Genomic DNA, 20,215 nt, shown 5'->3' on the forward strand with positions numbered 1-20,215 from the left:
GGCGATAGGGAAATTGGCATGGTGAATGTCTGCAGGCGCTTGGACCCTTGGGAGGCATAGCTGTTGGATGTCATGGATATTGTCTTTTGGTTTCAGGGTGAGGTTGCGCCGGCGTTGGTCTGTTTCCAGCCCGGATACCCGCCACCCTCTCCGAGCGGATCGCAGAACGGCGCCGCCAATCTGAGCACTGCCATATCCGCCTAATTTTCCACTGCCGAATGGACGATGAAACGCGCAAGCGAGTTTCCGGATCGGAAGGCATGCGTTGGGTTGCCCACACGATGCAGAGGCGCTGCTATGTTGGCGCGACACGCTCGACGGCAGGTGCGGACGGCACAAGAATTTTCGAGAGGCCCGTGGTGACTGGAGATTGCGCTGGTCAGTATCAGGGGCGCCGGCAGCACCTGCAAGGGCAACGTCATACCGGAGAATGGAGGTTGCGCTGGGAGGCTGTTGCTTCGGCTACCAACTCAAGGTGATTGTCTGCGAGAGTTCGGCGATGTCGCCATAGATCATCGAACCTGGGACGAGAAAACATTTATCACCGAGGACTTCGAAGACTGAGCTCGACGCGGTGCAAACCGGCAGGTTCTTCGAATTGGCGTACGTGCCCAGGGTCGCGGTTTCGACCTTACGGTCCTTGGCTTCGGCACAGCCGACACTGTTCGCGAGGATTGCGATGGCAATGAGAGTCCTCTTGCTCATATTTTGCCCCTGGAGCCAGCACTTGTCGGGTAAGTCGCGCGATGCATCAAAGTAGCACCGGCCCACGATCGGCTTCATCCATCGATTGGAGGAAGCGGGCTCATCCATACTTAGCGATATCTTGAGTGAGGCGCCGAGCGGCCTAGCTGTGCGATTGGCCCACGCCGCACGGTGGCGGAACAAATCATGATCATTCTCATTGTGGTGATCATCAAGGGAGATTGAGCATGGTCGACCGGCACAACCCAAAAATCGAGGCGTCGGCAAATGTCGAAAAGGACCCGGAAGATTGGGTCAGCGGAGACGATCCAATGACCCCCGCACAAGCGTCCTATTTGAAAACTCTGGCCGAACAGGCCGACGAGCCTGACGCCTATGCTGACGGCCTTAGCAAGGCGGAAGCTTCTAAACGCATTGATGCGCTGCGGGAGAAGTTGGGCCTGTAGCGTCCTCTCGTGGCTTTTCCTCTCCAGAGAAGGACAGCCGATCGGCTCGGATTGGGACAGTTTTGCTGCAGTTGTGACCCGCGCAATTGATATTTCTGAATTCCGCGCGTTGCTGCTGGACTCGGGATCGAGACGACAAACGGCGGATGGGAGCGGCTTCTAGCCTAGCAGCCCGGCAAGACCTCGCGCCCACCGGTCCAATCCTGCTGTCGAAACAGATCAGGACGTCCCGATGAGGGCGATGGTCACCAGAGACACAAAAAGGACAAGGGCGATTGCAGCGCCCCAGAAGAGAACTTTTTCGGTGCCGCGTTGCTCTTCCTCGCGAGATATGTCTTTCGCCATTGCTTGCGTCCTTTGCGAAGGTCAACGACTTAGCAACGTGCCGCGCCAAGGCTGAGTTCCGGCAACTATCTTGCCCCTGAGGAAAGTTCTCGGAATCAAGCGTCGTATTGTCCAACCGTCGGTTGGTGGACGTATTGCAGCCGATTAATCTAAAATCCCTGTGATCCGCGCGCACAGGGCGTGCCCGACCCCGAGCCCCCGCCCGGTGCAATAGCGCTTGATCGGCCCCGCCGCATCAAACTGTGCGGCGGGCTTTTTTACTCATGCGATGGAACACCGGCGCGCAGGGAAAGGTCTGCCCTGGCAGCAAACTCTTTCCCTTATATTTTTTGCTGCCGGATCGGATAGCTTCGATCGGCCCGCGTCGTTCTTTTCCTCCGGCGACGCGGGCTCGCCGTCCTCGCTACCGGTAGAGCAGCCACAGAACAAACGAAAGCACGATGCTGATAAGAATCCCGGTGCCGATCGGAGCATAAAACGTGAAGTTCTCACGTTGGATCACGACGTCACCGGGCAATCTGCCCAGACCGACCCGCGACAACCAGGGCCACAACAGGCCTATGGCAACTACGATCGAACCAACGACAATGAGAGTTCTGGACATGAGGGATCCGGCCGGGAATATAGTGAGTCCCTTGGCTGGGCTCATTTTCATTGCTGTTTTGCTGTCGTTGCGCCTCAATTTCTTTTGGTTTTTTATTGTCAATCTTCGCCGTCTCATTGTCGGCATCGACGACTGCGCGAAGCAATTCGTCCATCTTGGCGTGCACAGCCTGAGTATCGCGGTGCTCGGCGAGCTGGATGAACAGCGTCATAGCCCAGATCGCCAGTGTGGCAACACCATGCCAGTCAAAGCCATTTTGGCCTGGGCACGGCCTGCACTGCTTCAGATGCTCAGAGGCGTCTGTGTATCATCACCAATGCGTCCAAATGCCGTTCTCCTCGTTGACAGTCGCCGAGAATACACCAGTTTGATCTGAAGGCACGTCGCAGGTTGGCGCCCGCAAGCACCTGAAGCCGGCGATTATTTTGATGAAAGACGGTCGAGGACAACTCCGGATGGACGCGTGCCGTCGCAGCGACCAAATTGCAGTGTCGCCGGACCTCGCCAGAACGTGTCCATCTTTCTCCGGCTCGCGCGTTAGAGGATGCCAGATCGCCGGCTCTATCCTGGTGGCGAGCAGCAGACGTGCGCAATGGCCGGGGGCTCACAGTTTCACCCAGCTGCTGGTGATGAATGAGGTGAGGCCCGCCGCGCCTCGTTGTGGGTCGGCTGGAGGATGTGCTCGCCAGAGCAGGCTTGACAGTTCTGCTGGAGGGGGCGGGTTTGTCCGCCTCTGTTCACGGGTATGTGCTCGAAGGTCAGATTGTTCGAGCTCGTCGATGACCGGGTCGTTGTTCGCCTGCCTGCATGATTTCGGGACAATCTGGGGGCAGGCGTTCAAGGCAGACGTGAGTTCTCGTGGCCGAAGATGGCGGCGGCGGCCGACATTGGCTGTTCAATCTGTTCCGATGGATGCAAATCGGTCGGGTGACGGTTGAACCAATGACGCTGGAGATCACAGTCGGACCGCCGCGTCTGGCGATTAACCAGGGACGCAGCTTCCTTGTCACCGAACCGGATGGCCAGATCGCCTGGCCCACTTATAACGGCTTATATGCGTCTGACACACGCCTGATATCCAGCTGGCAGATCTTTGCCAATGGGCAAGCATGGAACCTCCTCAATTCCGGAAACATCGCCTACTTCGCCGCCAAGATCTATCTGGTCAATCAGGAGTTCGCGACCGAAACGAACCATGTGCCAGCAGGCAGCCTGGGGCTGGTAATCGGCCGCGCCTTGGATGGGGGGCTGCATGAGGACTTTGAACTCGTAAACCACGGGCAAATGCCAGTGCGCTTCAATTTGGAAGTTGCCATGCGCAGCGACTTTGCCGATCTTTTCGAAGTCAAGGCCGACGCAATCATTCGCCGCGGACGTATTACCACGGAATGGCTGTCCAGAGCGGCGAGCCTTCGTACCTCCTACGTGAATCGAGACTTCAAGCGAGACGTCATTGTCAAGGTCCGCCGAATGGCCTCAAAGCCCGTCTATGCCAATGGCCGGATCAGCTTCGATATCAAGCTCGAACCGGGCGCGAAATGGCATGCTTGCCTTCTCTATGACTTTGGCAATGGCGAGACAATCTATCGCGCGCCCCGAGTCTGCATTGACAAATGCCTCGAGTCGAAAACTGCAAAACGCCTCGCCGGATGGCAACGCAGCGCCTTGAAGTTCAACTGTTCCAATGGCGAATTTCACCGCTTCTACCATCAGGCGGTCGAAGACATGGCCGCGCTGCGGCTGCCGATCGAAGGAACGGACGAACTGGAATACGTGCCAGCCGCCGGACTGCCCTGGTTCATAAGCCTGTTCGGTCGCGACAGCCTGATAGTCTCTCTGCAGAATGGCTTGATCTACCCAGATTTTTCGCGCGGCGCCTTGGACGTTTTGGGGCGATTTCAGGCCACCGAACGCGACGACTACCGCGATGCGGAACCGGGAAAGATAATGCATGAGCTTCGCACCGGCGAACTCGCCCATTTCAATTTGATCCCCCATACGCCGTATTACGGCACGGCCGATGCTACGCCTCTGTATCTTATCGTGCTCCACAACGCTTGGCGTTGCACCGGCGACCCGAGCCTGCTCGAACGACACATCGCAACGGCCGAGAAGTGCCTGGATTGGATTGACCAGTATGGGGACCGTGACGGCGACGGTTTCCAGGAATACGAAACCCGCTCGGCTGCGGGGTACGAGAACCAGAGCTGGAAAGACGCCGGTGACGCTTTGGTTTATCCCGATGGCACCCTGGTGAAGGGACCCAAGGCGCTGTGCGAATTGCAAGGCTATGTCTATGATGCTTGGCAGCGCATGGCTGAAATCTTCGATGCCAGAGGCGATGGCGATCGTGCCGGGCAGCTTCGCCTCAAAGCTAAGAGCTTGTTCGATCGATTCAACCAGGTCTTCTGGGACGAGGCATCCGGCTTCTATGCATTCGCGTTGGATGGCGACAAGAAGCCGGTGCTCAGCGTCGCTTCCAACCCCGGTCACTGTCTTTGGTCGGGAATTGTCGGGATATGTGGAGCGGTTGGGGAATACGGACACTTTCGGCCGATCACCCGGCCTACAATCCACATTCCTATCAACGCGGCTCCGTCTGGCCGCATGACAACGGGCTGATCGCGCTCGGCTTCCGGAGCTATGGCTTTTTTGCGGAAGCATGTCGCCTTTCTCGCGACGTGAGCAGCGCCGCAATCTACTTCATGCAACATCGCATGCCAGAGCTGTTCGCCGGGTTGCCGCGAACGCCTACGACCTTCCCCGTGCAATATAAGGGAGCGAACGTTCCGCAGGCATGGGCGGCCGGATCCTGTTTTTCGCTTCTGCAGGCGATCATCGGCTTTCAGCCCGACGCTCCAAATGGTAAGCTGTACATCGATCCCAGGCTGCCCGACTGGATAGACGAACTCACCTTGAACGACTTGCGCCTGGGCAAGAATCGCCTCGAACTCCATTTCTGGCGCGTCGGTGCCGAGACCCGATGGCAAGTGAGCGACGGCGATCCTTCACTGTTGGAAGCGCGAAATTGTGCCACCGGCCCGAACTTGCGCTTGGCCTGCGTATGACGTTTGCCGAACCATCTGCCTACTTTCAGGTCCTACGTGTAGAGGGCCGCGCGTCTGCTCAAGACGAGCAACATGAACCCGGGCCAGATCGCTGCCACGCCGTTTTGCGTTGAAGGTTGCGATGGTGATCATTCGGCACCCAAGCCGATCCGCTCGATTTTGCAACTCCGCCGTTCCCGTGACAAAGCTCCCTTCGCCCGGCTTGGAAGTGCTTAGCTGTCATCCTTATAGGACTTGGCGGCTTCATCGATCTTACGCCAATCGTTTCCGTGGCGCCGTACAAGCTCTCTCGCCTGGGCTGGCGACACACTTTGCGTTTCAACGATGTGGTTAACTTCCGTCTCCTCGCCTTTCAGGGGACGCGAACGAGGGCTCGTTGGCCGTCTGGCCGTTGGGTTTTTTGCATCTCGTCTGGGCATGAGTGGACCTCTCCTGGAGCAGAGTAAACGGTTCGGCGCGGCGAAGGTTTCCCACGCCAGCGCGTTGAGCAGTTTCGCCGATCGCCTCCTTGCTTCCCCTTGCATCTCTGACCGTACGTCGCAGTGCTTTCGGACCTAAATGACCTGCACCGCGTTCTTTGGGAGCAGTGTTGTGCTTCGCAATCTGATGGAAAAATCCGACGTCCCTGCTTCACCGCAGACAGCTCCTGGTGCCGAAGCGCGCTTTCCGTACGATCGCGCGGCGGTTGAGCGGTTTCGACAGACATTCCCGCGCGCCAGGTGGAGTGACGAGCGCAAAAGCTGGTTCGTGCCGGGAAAGACTGCAGCGCGGCGGATCCAGCGCTGGCTTGCGCAAGAGGCGGACCTACGAGCAGCACATGATGACAGCAAGGGACGGGATGCCTTCGCCTTCGATCCCCTGTCGAGCCGGTATCTGGAAGTCGCGGACGACCTGCGCATCCGCACGCCATATTCGCGGACGGTTCTCGAGGAACTGCAAGCCGTTCCATGGGCGAGCTGGGACGACGAACTGCGGGCCTGGAGGGTGCCTTTCCGTTCTTACGAGGAATTGAGGCGCCATTGGCCAAGCATCGAAAAGGCCGCAGGCCGCGCAGAACCGGAGGAGAGGAAACGGCGACGGGAAGCGTCCAAAGACTCCGGGGAATATAAAGCCGCCAGATTGCGGTATGCCGAACGCAGGCGACGTCGCTATCCATTGCCTGCTGACGATTTACCCCGGCTTGGCCTTACCGTGGCGACGGAGCAATACGGCATCGTCGTCTTCGCCGAGATTTCGGGTGAACTCGTCGACGCCTCGGAGCTGGCAGCGTTCTACCCGCAGTTGATCGAGGCGAACGTCGACCATGTCTGGGGTAGATGGCGTCCGGCGACGTTGGCTGAATTGATTAGAACATGGCCCGCTCGGCGTTCTGCTGAGTTAGCAGAACGGCAACGAGGCTGGTGGCAGCCAACGCTGCCCGAGCTCAGGATCGCTCGCCAAAAAGCTCGAAGCCTGGCGCGAAGAAGGGCAAAGCTTGTGTCATCGTTCTAGCCTTTCAGGCTCGGCGCTTCCAGCGTCTGTCCGGTTGCCATTGTGATTGAAATGTCCCCCGATCGGAGCTTCCCATGTGCAACGATAGCGAACAACATATGGCCTGGCTGAATATTACCGGATGAGAGCGCCGCTGGCCTTGATATCCCGAGCTGAAAACGAATTTGACTCGCGCTTAGGCGCAAGACACCCGCATTGACGGGCCGGCTCCAATAGCCAGGGTGGCAGGTAAAGCCGTCGAGCGGCTTTTATGTCGTTTGGAAGCCGGACCTAACGGTGGGCCGGTGTTCAACTTCCGCTCCGAGGGAGCCGTCACTTTGGGAACAGCAGGCGATACCTGTTTCTGGCGTCGGCGTTCCTCGAACTTGCCGGAGCCACGTGCCTGAACGCGAACCAGCCATTTTATGGCCATCGCCGGACCGAGAGGAAGTCCGTCGCTTCGCTAACACGTGGTTGGGCGGGCGCGCCAAGGTCATCGCTGAAATGTTAAAACCATTTCTGTAGAATTGACGCACACAAGGCCGATCCGAGGCCAACTGGGAGTGCATACCCCAGCTGGAATTGTGCGGAACCGTACGAAGTCGATTGCAAGCAACCAACCTGGTTGGCCGGGCATTAATTTAGCAAAGCGTGAATTAGGAAAGCATCGGGAGGAACACCATGCTGCACGTTAACATGCCCCGTGAATTTGAGGTCGGCGATGAGGTTGCGCTAGCAGGTATCGTCATCGCGATTCTCCCCAGCGGGCGCGCCAGGGTGAGCATTCCTTCGTATGACCATCCTTATACGATTGATCCGCCACCCAAAGTCCGCGCCGGCGACCGAGTGGTTCTTGTTGGGGACGTCACCCGCATCGATTGCGGAGGGAACAAACTCACTGTGCGCATTGACTGCGGCGGGGTGATTACTGTCGACAAGTCGGCGATCACTCGGCTGAGAAAGCATGGCCGGACTTCAACGGGTTAACGCTCCGGCGAGACAACAGCCGGTGTCGGCGCGGGGCATCCCGCTCGACGGGAACTTTCTCTGCAGCGAGCGGTTGGTCGCCGGTCAGACGCGATGGGCGCGCCGGCTCGTATCCATTATGGAGATCACATGTTCGTCCCGCCACCGATGCCCGCAAAAAGTCTGCTTCGGTGCGTCGCGACGGAACTGGACGACATGGTTGCGGTGGAGTAAGCGCCCTCCCCTGGGTTAACAACCGGTCGGTGACGGCGCCACGGCCACATCGACAACAACCACAACGGCAATAAAGTCGTCGCTGAAAGCCTGCAAGGTGTCTGTCACGACCCAGCGTGCCGGCAAAGCTACGCCCTCGCGACAGGGATTCGTTGTAAGCTGACCAGTCGGCAACGCCGGCAGATGAGCGAGAACTTACGCTTGATATTGGTCTCGATCAGGCTCGACGTTAGGTCCTCGAAAACCGCCGACTACGAGTCGAGGTCGTAGGGCTGATGGCCCAGCTCGTTGTGATGAAGCGCCTCTGCCATACACCTGATGTCGAACGCCTGGCCGCACGCCGGGCAGACGACGAAATACTCCTCCTCCCGAAGTGGCAATGCGTCGTGGTCTTGAGGGATGACGATGTCATTGTATTCGTCGGGCATTGGGTCCTCCGGAAACCCGCCCGCTATGCTGGAACGCCTGCCAGCAGGATTTGTTTCAAAGTTATTGCGCCTAATGAAAGGCCGGATGTCCGGTTTCGGCAGCGATGCTCACCCGCAACGACGACGCAATGCCGCTCAGGATCAGCTCACGTCAAGAGCGACCGGAGGGGTCTCCAAGCAGGGAGCGACGCTAGGCAATTCCGGCAATAGGATGCGAGAAGGTCTGGAACTCGAAAAGCCGGAGGTGCCGACAAGCACCACGGCGGCGGTAGTGGGTCAGTTTGAAATTCCGGTTAGGATGGGTGACCGAAAACAATCAAAATAAGCGCCATCACACCGAAGGTGCCGATAAAGACGATAGCGCCATATGCTATTGTACGACGCGCCATCTGGAAGCGGGGTGACCAAAATTGAGCATGAAGCCTGGGATCCCGGTTTCCCGTTCACTCGCTTCAAGGAAGGTTGTGTTCATCAATTGAACCATAGAAACCTGTTCGCAGAATTATGCTTGCGAGTGAGATGAACATAGCTGCGAAGCTCAGCGCCAATACAACGACGCAGGCTGTTACTGGTATAAACAGGTGAGGATTGTCCGCCCATTCGTACTTCAATTTTCCTCGCTCCGCCTTTTCTAGTGACCGCAAACCATCGGCTTCTCTGCCTGCCATGAAGCCATTGATCGTGATATGCTCACATGACGCAGAATTCTATCTGATCCTCAGCCATATCCTTGCGGTGGACGGCTTTACCAGTGCGCTGGCGAGCAACGTCGATGAAATCCTCCACATGACTACTGAAACGCCGGTCCACGCACTGGTGCTGGACTGCCGGCCGGACAACGACATGGTGCAGAGCTGTAGCCGGCTCACGCAGGATGCCCGCACCCCCCGTGGTCGCTTTGATCGCGCCCGGTGCCGAGACCCAGCATTACGCGCTCCTGAAGTCAGGAATCGACGAAAGTTTTGTCAGGCCGCTGGCGCTGGCAAAGCTACTTGCCTACCTGCATTCAAGGCTGGGGACCGGCCGGCAATCCGGATTGCGACCGCAAGACACTAGGTCGCTAACTTGCGCTGTCCAATCATCCATTTGCTAGGAGATCTGGGCGCCCAATTTCGTGGCCGCCGAATAGGGTTTTACCGAATGCGACAGAGTTCTGAAAGACATTTGGTGTCTCTGGGCTTGTTCAAGCCCAAGGAGAACCCATGGCTTTCGAGTTGCAGACAGCGCGCCCTATTCGTGCGGCACAGTACCTTCGCATGTCCACTGAACATCAACGCTATTCGCTGGAGAACCAGGCGATGGCCATTACGGAGTACGCGGCGCGGCGCGGATACACTATCGTCCAAACCTACGAAGACGCTGGGAAAAGCGGCCTGAGCATAAGAGGTCGCGACGGACTGAAGCAGTTACTGGCCGATGTCGTGACTGGCCAAAAGACTTTCTCGGCAATCCTCGTCCTTGACGTCAGCCGCTGGGGCCGCTTTCCGGATACGGACCAATCCGCTCATTACGAGTTTCTCTGTCGTGATGCAGGCGTCGCGGTGGAATATTGCGGCGAACAATTCGAGAACGACGGCAGCATGGTGTCTGCGATCCTCAAGAATATGAAACGGGTGATGGCAAGCGAATACAGCCGCGAGCTATCCTCAAAGGTCTCCAGAGCGCACCTGCAGCAGGCTCGTCTCGGATTCAGCCAGGGCGGACCTGTGCCCTACGGCGTCAGGCGACTGTTGCTGGATAAAGATGGCGAGCCCAGAGGCCTTCTCGGCCCTGGAGAACAGAAGGGGCTCGCTGGCGACCGCGTTCTCCTTGTGCCCGGCCCGCCAAACGAAATCGAGCTTGTGAGGCGCATCTTCAATATGTTTGTTGCTGAAGGGCAGAGCATGGCCGGCATATCGGTTCGTCTGAACAAGGAAGGAGTGCCCTCCACATACGGGCATCTGTGGACGACCGGGCGCGTCGCATCTCTTCTCAAAAGCGAGTTGATGATAGGTTACTATGTCTACAACCGAACGTCGCATAGTATGAGCAGCCAATCAAAGCCAAACACTCCCGATAAATGGGTCCGAATCCGGGTCATGGAGCCCATTGTAGCGGTTCAAATATTCCGGAGGGCGCAACTCGCAAGGGGAAAGCGCGGATACACCTATACAAAGCCCAAAATGCTCAAGAATCTGAAGCGGCTATTGAAAGAGAAGAAACGACTCAGCCTCACCGTGATCAATGCTTGTCCGTATACTGCGTCAGGACAGTGCTATGTCCGGCTTTTCGGCAGCTTGAAGGCGGTCTATGCGGCGGTCGGCTACGTACCGGATCGGCGGGGAGCTCTGCGAAAGTACTCGAACGAAGAGCTTCTAGACGGATTTCGGCGGCTGCGCGCCGCTCACGGGCACCTCACATTGTCGCTGATTAATGCGGACTCCGCTCTGCCCATATACCGTGTGTTCAAAAAGCGGTTTGGCTCGATGGCCGCGGCCTATACGCTGGCTGGTTTTCCAGGGCTTGAGTCGGAGCTAAAGCTGAGCGCGCTAGCGCGTATACGGCCCAGTGGCCCGGAAAGGCTCCGACGCGACGTCTCAAATGCTCAGGGCAAAAAAGGCGCATGACAAGAACAGACCGAAGCTGCGGCTCTTCAATGAGGAGCCCCGACTCTGTTTGTCACGGAGCTGTCCCGCCGCTCCCACCTGATCTCGTCTAGCAGGCTTCTCTGGTTGGGGTCATCGAGGTCAAGCTCCTCCTGATAATCGACCGGACCATGTCGCCCCGCGGGTCACGCGCTTCTCTTCACGGTCGACGTTAGCCCGCCGCATGATGGGGTCAGTAGAGCGAGGCGTCTCAGTTCGTTGAACGTAAGCGCGAATTTCCCTGCACCTGTTGAGTGCTCTGATGCATGAGGTGTCCACCAAAATAGGTGGACACCTTGTGATGGAAGAAGATGAGCAGAAACTGCGGGTGAGGCTTGTCGGTCCGGACGGGCGACGCCAGTCAGCGGTCCGTCCACGAACTGCTGGCGCGAGCGGCATCGAAGCACACTTTGCTGCGGTGATCACTTTTCAGGCCGGCTTCCAACGCGGCAAAGCCACGCTTATAATCGCGGGTATTTATATATTTATCGTCTTGGGCCATAAATTTTCCGAAAGCGTCTTCGTTGTAAACTGTTTGAGAACAATTCAAATACGCGGCTTTCTGATACCCAGTTTCGTAAGCGATCGAACCGGCGTGGACAGTGGTTGAAACGAATGAGGTGATACAAATCGCCATTGCTGCAACGGACACGCTGCCCACGCAAAATGATTTCATGGTTGTTGCCCTCTCCCAAAACGCGAAGAACTTGCCAAAAATCTTGCCCTGAAACAAGACACCCATGGAATCGCCCTCAACGCAGTTCGCACGCGGTAGCCGCGTAGCCTTGGAATCGTCCCAACAGAGCCCGCCGTGCCGAAAGGTGCGGCGGGCTTTTGTTCGCTCCTAGCGGTACGCTCTCTCGGTCTGATTTTGAGCTATGAATGCACGCTCGGCGACGAACCGGTTGGTTGACGAGATCAGCGACAGGGCTTCGTGAAACGGGCGATCTCGCGAAGGAAATTGCGCGAGGGAAGTGATCCGCGCCCTTCCGGAGCGGGATCCTGATACAATACCCCATGGCCGTCCGAATAGCGGTTGTCCTCGCGCTTCTTTTCGCCTTCGCCTACGGTTTCGCAAAACTCGTGAAACACTATGGCGGCGTTCGCGACCAGCCCTCTCCGTGTGAAAACTTGCCGCATCCTGATTGTCCTGATCCCAGCGCACCTCCTCAGAAAGAAACCAAGCTTTGAGCTGGTGCGTGCGTGGAGCTGCAGCATTGGAACGGCTAGGCCTGACACTGTCGAATGCATCACTCCGTCGCTTTTTCGTTTAGGGGCCGCTCATCGACTGGCAAATTAGCGAAACCAAGCGATCGAGCGCATCCTTGTGGAGCGCACCTGTAGGGCGCCACGCAAGGAAATCATCCACGCTCTGCCAGTGCACCGGATTTGACCCAGCGTTCGGCCGGCTGAATTCCACATAGAGATGCAGATCGTCAGGCACAAAGACGATTCTCCACGTTCCCTGTGCGTCGGCGGCGAGGCTGTAAGCGAGGACGGTCATGGCGGGCACTCCTTCGCCCCGAAGCCTGCCTATCCCCGCCGCGCAAATCCATCGCAAGAAGTTGGTATTGACAGCGGTTTTTTGCGTTTTGTCGGACGTGATTGACCTGCACTCCTGATCATGAGCGGAATGAGGACATTCAGTCGGGGGCATGGGTCGGGAAATGACATTTCAGGCAGCCGCATTGATGGTAACATTGGTTGCCGCAACGCTTGCCACAGCCGAGGAAAGGAGCCGCCATAATATTCGCGCTCCTATTCGAAGGAATAGGTAAACCCTTGGCCTGAAGCGCCAACAGTGACCTTTGTCATCTTTTCACCAGCGAGCGACCGGTTCAGCACACCGCGGCTCAACTCCGGGAGGAGCGTGTTGGTCAGAATTGCGTCGATCATCCTGCCGCCCGATTCAATTTCCGTGCAGCGGGTCTTGACCAGATCCATGACACCGTCGCCGATTACCAATTCCGCGTCGTTGGTTGCACGCAGCCGGCGAGCAATCTTAGCAAATTGATGACGTGTGATCGCTTCGATCATCAAATCGGAAAGCGGAAAGTAAGGGATGGTCACCACCCGGCCGAGAAAGGCCGCTGGGAAGACCTTCAGCAACGGGCTGCGTAATGCGGTGTCCAGTTCATCGAGCCCTGCCCGTACCGCGCCATTCCTTGTGCGGTCCATGATGACTTCGGAGCCGACATTCGACGTGAGAAGGATCAGCGTGTTCTTGAAATCGATCCGTCTGCCTTCACTGTCGTCCATCATCCCTTTATCAAACACCTGGAAGAAGATTTCGTGCACGTCCGGATGCGCCTTCTCGACTTCGTCGAGAAGGATCACCGAATAGGGCTTGCGCCGCACCGCCTCGGTGAGAATTCCGCCCTTGCCGTAGCCGACATAGCCGGGGGGCGCGCCCTTCAAGGTAGAGACCGTATGCGCCTCCTGGAATTCGGACATGTTGATCGAGATCAGGTTCTGCTCTCCGCCGTAGAGCGTTTCGGCCAGTGCCAAAGCGGTTTCGGTCTTGCCGACGCCCGAGGGGCCGCAAAGCAGGAATACACCCACTGGCTTTTCCGGAGCGCCGAGACCGGCGCGGCTGGTCTGCACGCGCTTGGCGATCATCTCCATCGCATGATCCTGTCCGACAACGCGCTCGGACAGAGTGACCGCGAGCCGCAGCGCCTTCTCCGTCTGACTCGACAGCATCCGGCCCGTCGGGATGCCCGTCCAGTCCTGAACCACGGCCGCCACGGCGTTGCGGTCGACCGATGGCAGGATCAGCGGTGTTTCGCCTTGCGCCTCGGCCAGTTCGCTCATCAGTTCGCGCAGCCGAGCGAGATCGGCAGCCGGATCGGGAGGCGCAGGACCACCTGCCGCCGGAACCTTCGCCTCGGCATTGGACAGTTCGGTCTCAGGCACCTCCCCGCTCTTGGTCTCCGTGGCGGCCTCGTGCCCTTCCACGGCATCGAGCGGCACGCCGTCGCCGCGCAGCCTTGCACGCAATTCGAGTATCTCGGCCACCAGCGCCTTTTCGCGCTCCCAGCGCTGCTGCGCGGCTGCGAGCGTGCGTTCGGTCTCGGCAAGCCCAGCCTCGACCCGTGCCTGCCGCTCGGCCACTTCGATGCCGATTGCAGCCTCGCGGCCGATAATGCCGCGCTCGACCTCCAGCGCCTGGCGGCGGCGCATGATGTCCTCGACCTCGGCTGGCGTGGCGTGCTGCGATACCGCAACACGGGCGCAGGCGGTGTCGAGAAGGCTGACCGCCTTGTCCGGCAGCTGCCGCGCCGGGATGTAGCGATGTGACAGGCCGACCGCCGCGTCGATCGCCTCATCCAATATCTGAACCTTGTGGTGCTGTTCGAGGACGCCGGCCACGCCGCGCAACATGAGGATGGCCACCGATTCCGAAGGCTCGTCAATCTTTACCACCTGGAAGCGGCGGGTCAGTGCCGGGTCTTTCTCGATGTGCTGCTTGTATTCCGCCCAGGTCGTGGCCGCTATCGTGCGAAGCTCGCCGCGTGCCAGCGCCGGCTTGAGCAGATTGGCAGCGTCGCCGGTTCCGGCAGCACCACCGGCGCCGATCAGTGTGTGGGCTTCATCAATGAAGAGGATGACCGGCGATTCAGAGGATTGAACTTCGTCGATTACGGCCTTCAGCCGTTTTTCGAATTCACCCTTTACGCTAGCGCCTGCCTGCATCAATCCGACGTCGAGCATGCGCACGCTCACTCCCTGAAGTGGGGGCGGTACATCGCCTTTGGCGATGCGCAGAGCAAAACCCTCCACGACTGCAGTCTTGCCGACGCCCGCCTCGCCGGTCAGGATCGGATTGTTCTGCCGGCGTCGCATCAATATGTCGACAATCTGCCTGATCTCAGGATCGCGACCGACGACCGGGTCGATCTTTCCATCGCGGGCGCGCTGGGTCAGGTCGGTGGCGTATTTGGCCAATGCCGAATCCCCGCCCGGAGTCCGCCGCGGGGCCTCTGTCGCGGTGACCGTTGGCGCAGCGCCGGCTTCGAGTGAGCCCTCCGTGACATCGGCGAAGCGCGTCACGACGGCGTCGGCGTCGATCTTGTCGAACTCGCCGCTGATCTTCGACAGCAGGCCTTCCAGCACCGGTGTCTTCAGGCAAGCAAGCAGAACATGTGCGCTGCGGACCTCCTCCACGCCGAATTCCAGTGTTGCTAGATTCCAGGCCTCCTGGATGGCGTGGAAGATATGGTCGGAAAACTCTTCGATCGAGGTTGCGCCATAGGGCAGCTTGTCCACCGCGCGCGTCATATCGGCCGTAAGTCGGCTCGCATCCAGTCCTGCATCGGCAATCATCATTTGCACATCCGAGCGGTCGGAGAGCACCAGCTGCTCGATGAAGTGGACGAGTTCGACGTAAGGATTGCCGCGCAGCTTGGCACTGTCAGCCGCTGCCTTGAAGGCGCGCAAGCCTAGAGGGTTGAGCTTGCCGACCAGTTCCTTGCGCTTGAAGCTCTGCGATGACCGGCGCTGTTCCATCGAACGTGCTCCTGCACTCTGCAAGTCGATAACCTGCCACATAAGCAGCCGCTTGACAAAGTGCAGGATGAACAAAGGTTTCGATGCCCCGTTATGCGGGCTCCCATCATTCGTCGAAGATGCCGCATCGCGGCCGCAAACAACCACGAGCCTGACAGCCCAGGTGAGACGCATTCCCGATCCACGGCCCGGCAAACACGCCGGCGGATTCAACAATCAAGACAAGGCTGCATTAGCTTTTGTTAATTTTTTCCGTACTCGCTGAATTGTGGAAAAGCGCAACCGTGTGATAACGTAGCGGCAGGTTCGGCCTCAGGGCCGGTGACTGGGGGATCGGTGTGATCGACGTCGCACTCTGGCTTGCTCCGCTCGACGGTGAAAATCCGTCGGGAGAGGATTTGCGTAACGATCCGGCGTTTCACGAACTGGAGCGCCTGACAGAGCCTCAGGTCAAGGTTGTCCATGACGGCAACAACAAGCCGGTCTCGCAAAGCACCATTCCTGTCGACTGGCCAGCAGTAATCACCAAGGCCGAGGAATTGCGCGCGCGTGGCCGCGACCTGCGCCTGATTGTAATTGTCACACGCGCACTGGCCAACGAGCAGGGACTGGCCGGGTTGGCGCAGGGTCTGACGCTTATTGGGCGGACATTCGACCAGCATTGGGAAACCATGCACCCGGCGCTGCGGCCCAACACGTCGCCTCGCGAAGCCGCCTTGCGCCGCATCAATGCGCTGCTCGACCTTCAAAATGGTCAGGACGGGCTGTTGGCCAACCTGCGGCAAATGACTTTGTTTGCGCCACGCTCGATCGGACCGATCAGCGGACGCGATTTGGAACAAGCTGCGCTCGACGACCGCCTCATGCTACAAGAAGCAGCGTCAGGATTGAACGCGGCCGAAAAAGCAGCGCTTGTCAGTGCGCATGGACAATTGTTGAACCGTGTCCGTGCCGGGTGCGCGGCACAGGCGGATCAAGCCAACGAGGAAATGCAGTCGCTCATTACCGATGCGCGCGCGGCGGTTGCGGCACTGGAAGCCGTCGAGACAGCCCTCAACGCTCGCCTTGAAGGCAGCGGCGGGACCACCATTCCGGAATTAAAACGGTTCCTGCAGCGTTTGCTGACAACCCTCGAGCGCAACTCGGCTGCCGGCGCGATGGCGAATGGCGCAGTAAAGCCGTCCGCTTCGCCGGCAGAACCCGTAATGCCTGCCCGAAACGGTCATGGAGCCGATACTATGGCAAGTGTGGCTAGCTACGCTGACTCGAGCACCGGACTTCCCGACCGGATTACTTCGCGCGACGACGTGGTGAAATGCCTGGACCTCGTCGTCGCCTTTTATGACCGGACCGAACCGTCGAGCCCGATTCCCCACCTCGCCCGCCGTGTGCGCCGGATGGTGCATATGGATTTTGTTGAACTGATGGAAGATCTCGCCCCGTCGGGACTGAAGGAGTTCCGGCTGCTTGCCGGCGTTCCCGATGCCAAGAAGACGGCTCAGAAGGATGAAAGGTAGCAAGCAATGCCAGCCGAAAGCAAAGCCAAGGTCATCGAACGAAATCGCGCGCCGCGGGTGCAGATCGCCTACGACGTGGAAACCTATGGCAGTCCAACGACAATCGAGCTGCCGTTCGTCATGGCCGTCATGGCGGACCTTTCAGGCGCTTCGCAGACCAAGGAAGCGTCGAAGTCGGTACTGGACCGCTCCTTTGTCGAGACCGATGCGAACCGTTTCCCGCGGTTCATGGAGGCACTTGGACCACGCGTGAAAGCCCGCGTGAAGAATACGCTGCCTCAGGCCGAAGGCGCCGAGCGGGACGAGGAGCTGGCGCTCGACCTTACCTTCACCAAGATGGGCGATTTCGCGCCGGACAAGATTGCCGAGCAGGTCCCACAGTTGGCCGAAATCCTCAAGATGCGCCGCCAGCTCGAGGAACTTCTCGGCTTCATGGACGGGCGTGTGGATGCCGAAAAGCGCATTGCGCAACTGCTGAACAACGAACCGCTTCTTGGCAAGATCGCCAGCCAGGCGCTGGCGGACGACAAGGCAGGGGAATGACCATGGCCGAACAGCAAAAAACCGCCGCCGTCGCCGAGGCGGAAACCATCGATCTCGGAGAATTCAGCGGGCTCCTCGAGAAGGATTTCAAGGTCAAGAAGGACGACAGCGAAAAGCTGCAGCAATTGGTGCGCAATCTCGCACTCGCAGCGCAGACGCGTTCCGATACAACGACGATCTCGTCGAATGCGATCAAATCGATCAAGTCGCTGATCGCCGGGATCGACAAGATGCTGTCGGAACAGGTCAACGAGATCCTGCACGCTCCGGAAGTGCGCGAAATGGAGGGCACATGGCGTGGCCTGTGGTATCTCGTGAACAATACCGAGACGGATCAGAAGCTGAAGATCCGGGTGATGAATATTTCCAAGGAGCAGCTGGCCGACACGCTTGAGGATTATGAGGGCCAGATGTGGGATCAGAGCCCGATCTTCAAGAAAGTCTACACGGACGAGTATTCGATGCTTGGCGGCGAGCCGATCGGCTGTGTGATCGGTGCCTACGAATTCTCCAACCACCCGCGCGACGTCGGTCTGCTGCGCAACATCTCGGGTATTTGCGCCTCAGCGCACACGCCCTTTATCGCAGCTGCCTCGCCGCGCCTGTTCCGCATGGACAGCTGGCAGGAATTGCCGAACCCGCAGGACCTGCAGCAGATCGTCTCAAACCCCGCCTATGCCTCCTGGCAGTCGCTGCGCGAGAGCGAGGATGCACGCTATATCGGCCTGACCATGCCTCGCGTTCTGGCGCGTTTGCCCTATGGCACCGATACCGTTCCGGTGAAGGGCTTCACCTTCGAGGAGGAGGTACACGGCGACCACAACAAATATGTCTGGATGAACGCCGCCTTTCCGATGGGCGTGAACATAAACCGCAGCCACAAGCTCTATGGCTGGGGCACGCAGATCCGCGGTGTCGAAAATGGCGGCACGGTCCTCAACTTGCCGGTGCACAGCTTCCCGACCGATGATGGCTCGATAGCGATGAAATGTCCGACGGAGGTTGCCATCGACGACCGGCGCGAGGCGGAGCTGGCCAAGCTCGGCCTGATGCCCATCCTGCATCGAAAGAACACCGATCTCGCCGCCTTTATTGGCGCCCATTCGCTGCAGGACGACGAGACAAGGGCGGGACGGCTGGTCGACCCCGATGCGCAGGCCAACGAGCGGCTGAGTGCCAACCTGCCCTACCTTTTTCCGGTCTCGCGCTTTGCCCACTACCTCAAGGCGATCGCGCGCGACAAGGTCGGCTCGTTCAAGGAGCGCTCCGACATGCAGATCTGGCTGACCGAATGGATCAACCGGTATGTGCTGGCCAACCCGGCCTTTGCCGACGACAAGGCGCGCGCCAAGCGCCCGCTCGCCGCCGCCGAGGTCCAGGTGGACAGCGTGGAAGGGCGCCCCGGCTACTACAATGCGCGCTTCTATCTGCGCCCGCATTATCAGCTGGAGGGTATCAATGCCTCGCTCCGACTGGTTTCGGAACTTCCGTCGGTGAAGACTTGATTTGCAGCAACAACATCTTGGTTTTTGAAAGCGGTGGAGAAAAACAATGCCCACAAATACGAAGATTGATGGCTTTCTAAAGGTTCCCGATATCAAGGGTCCAAGCACTCGAGATGGCCATGAGGACGAAATCGAAATCCATGGCGTCGATTACAAGATGATCGCGCCCTATGATCCAAATTCGCTCTCGCGCCGCGGTCGTGTTTCATTGGGAATGATCAAGTTCACCAAGCACTATGACAAGTCTTCGCCCTACCTGAAAAAGGCGCTGTTCGAGAACAAGGCGCTGGACGAAGTCGTGTTTTCGGCACGGCGGACCATTGATGGCGAGACCAAGGATTACCTGGTCGTCACACTCACCGACGCCTCGATCATGGAATACGACATGTCGCAGGCCGAGGATGAGGAGGACCTGATCGAGGAAGAGGTCAGCTTTGCCTACAAGAAGATAAAGTTCGTCTACGACGACAACGACGAAATCGAAATGGATGTCTATGTCGGCAAGTGAGGCCCGGCGGCCCGGCGCGGACAAGTCGCTGGGTAGCGGCAGTTCGCGAGCAAAGCGCGAAGCGGTCCAGCCCTCTCTATGGGACCGCCTCGTAAACGATCTGCCGGGCGTGACCTCCGAGATAGACGGGCTGCGCCAGGCGCTGCAGGACGAGCTTGGCGCGGAGCGGCTGGACAACCTGGTTGCGGCCAGTGCGCGGCTCATCGACGCCGACGCGGAGTTGACCGCCGACCAGAAGCGGCGTCTGCATCGCCTGGCCTTTCAGAGCCAGCACCGCGCCGAACTCGAAAGCCGCAGCGTGGTGGTGTCGGTTCGTGTGCTCAAGGAGGCTGTGCGGCGCGATGTCGAGGCTTTGTTCAACACCGAACGGTTCGAGGCCGTACCGCTGCTCTCCGATCTTGAAAGCGAGCAGGCAGCGGACAACCCGCCGTCGCTCGCCGATTTTCCGGAGGTGCGTCGCAGCGTCGTCAATTACGGCGTGCCTTCCTTCTCGGGCCGTTCCTCCCGCGACTTCGATCGCGAGGCCCTGGCGCGCGAGATCCGCTCGGTGCTTGCCACCTTCGAGCCGCGGCTCAAGGACAGCGCAACAAAGGTTACGGTAACCCTTGGCGACAAAACCGTGGGCCTGAAGATCGAGATAGATGCGGTGTTGATCATGACGCCGACACCCGAACGCATGCGCCTGCGCACCACCATCAATCTCGATAACGGCTTGGCTCGGACCGAATTTAGGGAAGCCTGAG

The 20,215-nt window shown here is 58.8% G+C and carries 20 protein-coding genes; 12 read left to right on the forward strand and 8 right to left on the reverse strand.

Annotation, left to right across the window (positions count from 1 at the left end; genetic code table 11):
* Nucleotides 1–462: 462 nt before the first annotated feature.
* On the reverse strand, nucleotides 463–705 hold the full coding sequence (locus NKJ13_RS23050; RefSeq protein WP_352479397.1) for a hypothetical protein: 243 nt from the start codon (nucleotides 703–705) through the stop codon (nucleotides 463–465).
* 227 nt (nucleotides 706–932) lie between these two features.
* Here NKJ13_RS23050 and NKJ13_RS23055 point away from each other — a divergent pair, with 227 nt between their 5' ends.
* A complete protein-coding gene (locus NKJ13_RS23055; protein ID WP_352479398.1) occupies nucleotides 933–1,151 on the forward strand; it encodes a DUF3072 domain-containing protein in 219 nt (72 codons plus the stop codon).
* Nucleotides 1,152–1,370: 219 nt separating this feature from the next.
* Here NKJ13_RS23055 and NKJ13_RS23060 read toward each other — a convergent pair whose 3' ends face one another.
* From NKJ13_RS23060 to NKJ13_RS23070, 3 genes are all read right to left on the reverse strand, one after another.
* Nucleotides 1,371–1,496, reverse strand: a complete 126-nt coding sequence (locus NKJ13_RS23060) for a hypothetical protein (protein ID WP_302895698.1) — start codon at nucleotides 1,494–1,496, stop codon at nucleotides 1,371–1,373.
* Between the two features lie 403 nt (nucleotides 1,497–1,899).
* Nucleotides 1,900–2,100: a DUF2905 domain-containing protein gene (locus tag NKJ13_RS23065; protein WP_352778416.1), complete on the reverse strand. Its 201-nt coding sequence runs from the start codon at nucleotides 2,098–2,100 to the stop codon at nucleotides 1,900–1,902.
* Complete coding sequence (locus NKJ13_RS23070) at nucleotides 2,003–2,311, reverse strand: low affinity iron permease family protein (protein ID WP_352778418.1); 309 nt, start codon at nucleotides 2,309–2,311, stop codon at nucleotides 2,003–2,005. Before NKJ13_RS23070 ends, NKJ13_RS23065 begins: the two co-directional genes overlap by 98 nt.
* Before the next feature lie 647 nt (nucleotides 2,312–2,958).
* Here NKJ13_RS23070 and NKJ13_RS23075 point away from each other — a divergent pair.
* From NKJ13_RS23075 to NKJ13_RS23090, 4 genes are all read left to right on the forward strand, one after another.
* The gene (locus NKJ13_RS23075; protein ID WP_352778420.1) at nucleotides 2,959–4,722 is read left to right on the forward strand and encodes an amylo-alpha-1,6-glucosidase; all 1,764 of its coding nucleotides are present in this window, start codon (nucleotides 2,959–2,961) and stop codon (nucleotides 4,720–4,722) included.
* Complete coding sequence (locus tag NKJ13_RS31625; protein WP_502901935.1) at nucleotides 4,620–5,168, forward strand: MGH1-like glycoside hydrolase domain-containing protein; 549 nt, start codon at nucleotides 4,620–4,622, stop codon at nucleotides 5,166–5,168. The genes NKJ13_RS23075 and NKJ13_RS31625 overlap by 103 nt, the downstream gene beginning before the upstream one ends.
* A gap of 606 nt (nucleotides 5,169–5,774) precedes the next feature.
* Complete coding sequence (locus NKJ13_RS23085) at nucleotides 5,775–6,659, forward strand: hypothetical protein (RefSeq protein WP_352778469.1); 885 nt, start codon at nucleotides 5,775–5,777, stop codon at nucleotides 6,657–6,659.
* Between the two features lie 660 nt (nucleotides 6,660–7,319).
* Nucleotides 7,320–7,625 (forward strand): hypothetical protein, encoded by a 306-nt coding sequence (locus NKJ13_RS23090; protein ID WP_352508045.1) that lies wholly within the window; start codon nucleotides 7,320–7,322, stop codon nucleotides 7,623–7,625.
* Between the two features lie 464 nt (nucleotides 7,626–8,089).
* On the opposite strand, the gene NKJ13_RS23095 is transcribed toward NKJ13_RS23090, so the two are convergent.
* Nucleotides 8,090–8,266 (reverse strand): hypothetical protein, encoded by a 177-nt coding sequence (locus NKJ13_RS23095; protein WP_352479403.1) that lies wholly within the window; start codon nucleotides 8,264–8,266, stop codon nucleotides 8,090–8,092.
* A gap of 25 nt (nucleotides 8,267–8,291) precedes the next feature.
* Between NKJ13_RS23095 and NKJ13_RS23100 the strand changes: the two genes are divergently transcribed.
* Together NKJ13_RS23100 and NKJ13_RS23105 are read left to right on the forward strand one after the other, a co-directional pair.
* Nucleotides 8,292–8,591, forward strand: coding sequence for a hypothetical protein (locus NKJ13_RS23100; RefSeq protein WP_352778424.1), 300 nt, complete (start codon nucleotides 8,292–8,294; stop codon nucleotides 8,589–8,591).
* Between the two features lie 877 nt (nucleotides 8,592–9,468).
* Complete coding sequence (locus NKJ13_RS23105; protein ID WP_352778427.1) at nucleotides 9,469–10,872, forward strand: recombinase family protein; 1,404 nt, start codon at nucleotides 9,469–9,471, stop codon at nucleotides 10,870–10,872.
* 379 nt (nucleotides 10,873–11,251) lie between these two features.
* Here NKJ13_RS23105 and NKJ13_RS23110 read toward each other — a convergent pair whose 3' ends face one another.
* From NKJ13_RS23110 to tssH, 3 genes are all read right to left on the reverse strand, one after another.
* Nucleotides 11,252–11,632: a hypothetical protein gene (locus tag NKJ13_RS23110; protein ID WP_352479406.1), complete on the reverse strand. Its 381-nt coding sequence runs from the start codon at nucleotides 11,630–11,632 to the stop codon at nucleotides 11,252–11,254.
* Between the two features lie 528 nt (nucleotides 11,633–12,160).
* Nucleotides 12,161–12,394, reverse strand: coding sequence for a hypothetical protein (locus NKJ13_RS23115; RefSeq protein ID WP_352479407.1), 234 nt, complete (start codon nucleotides 12,392–12,394; stop codon nucleotides 12,161–12,163).
* 254 nt (nucleotides 12,395–12,648) lie between these two features.
* Nucleotides 12,649–15,399, reverse strand: a complete 2,751-nt coding sequence (tssH, locus tag NKJ13_RS23120; protein ID WP_352778429.1) for a type VI secretion system ATPase TssH — start codon at nucleotides 15,397–15,399, stop codon at nucleotides 12,649–12,651.
* Between the two features lie 338 nt (nucleotides 15,400–15,737).
* Between tssH and tssA the strand changes: the two genes are divergently transcribed.
* Genes tssA through tssE form a run of 5 tightly spaced genes read left to right on the forward strand, consistent with a single transcriptional unit; the run spans nucleotide 15,738 to nucleotide 20,214 of the window.
* Nucleotides 15,738–16,916, forward strand: coding sequence for a type VI secretion system protein TssA (gene tssA / locus NKJ13_RS23125; RefSeq protein ID WP_352778431.1), 1,179 nt, complete (start codon nucleotides 15,738–15,740; stop codon nucleotides 16,914–16,916).
* Nucleotides 16,917–16,922: 6 nt separating this feature from the next.
* On the forward strand, nucleotides 16,923–17,459 hold the full coding sequence (gene tssB / locus NKJ13_RS23130) for a type VI secretion system contractile sheath small subunit (RefSeq protein WP_352479410.1): 537 nt from the start codon (nucleotides 16,923–16,925) through the stop codon (nucleotides 17,457–17,459).
* 2 nt (nucleotides 17,460–17,461) lie between these two features.
* Nucleotides 17,462–18,964: a type VI secretion system contractile sheath large subunit gene (gene tssC / locus NKJ13_RS23135; RefSeq protein WP_023720342.1), complete on the forward strand. Its 1,503-nt coding sequence runs from the start codon at nucleotides 17,462–17,464 to the stop codon at nucleotides 18,962–18,964.
* A 46-nt stretch (nucleotides 18,965–19,010) separates the two neighbouring features.
* Nucleotides 19,011–19,472: an Hcp family type VI secretion system effector gene (locus tag NKJ13_RS23140; RefSeq protein WP_023678576.1), complete on the forward strand. Its 462-nt coding sequence runs from the start codon at nucleotides 19,011–19,013 to the stop codon at nucleotides 19,470–19,472.
* Nucleotides 19,459–20,214 carry a type VI secretion system baseplate subunit TssE gene (gene tssE, locus NKJ13_RS23145; RefSeq protein ID WP_352752056.1) on the forward strand — a complete coding sequence of 252 codons (756 nt, stop codon included), beginning with the start codon at nucleotides 19,459–19,461 and terminating at the stop codon, nucleotides 20,212–20,214. Before NKJ13_RS23140 ends, tssE begins: the two co-directional genes overlap by 14 nt.
* Nucleotide 20,215 lies beyond the last annotated feature (1 nt).

The sequence above is a fragment of the Mesorhizobium sp. M0174 genome (genome assembly GCF_040322275.1).
Classification (GTDB): domain Bacteria; phylum Pseudomonadota; class Alphaproteobacteria; order Rhizobiales; family Rhizobiaceae; genus Mesorhizobium.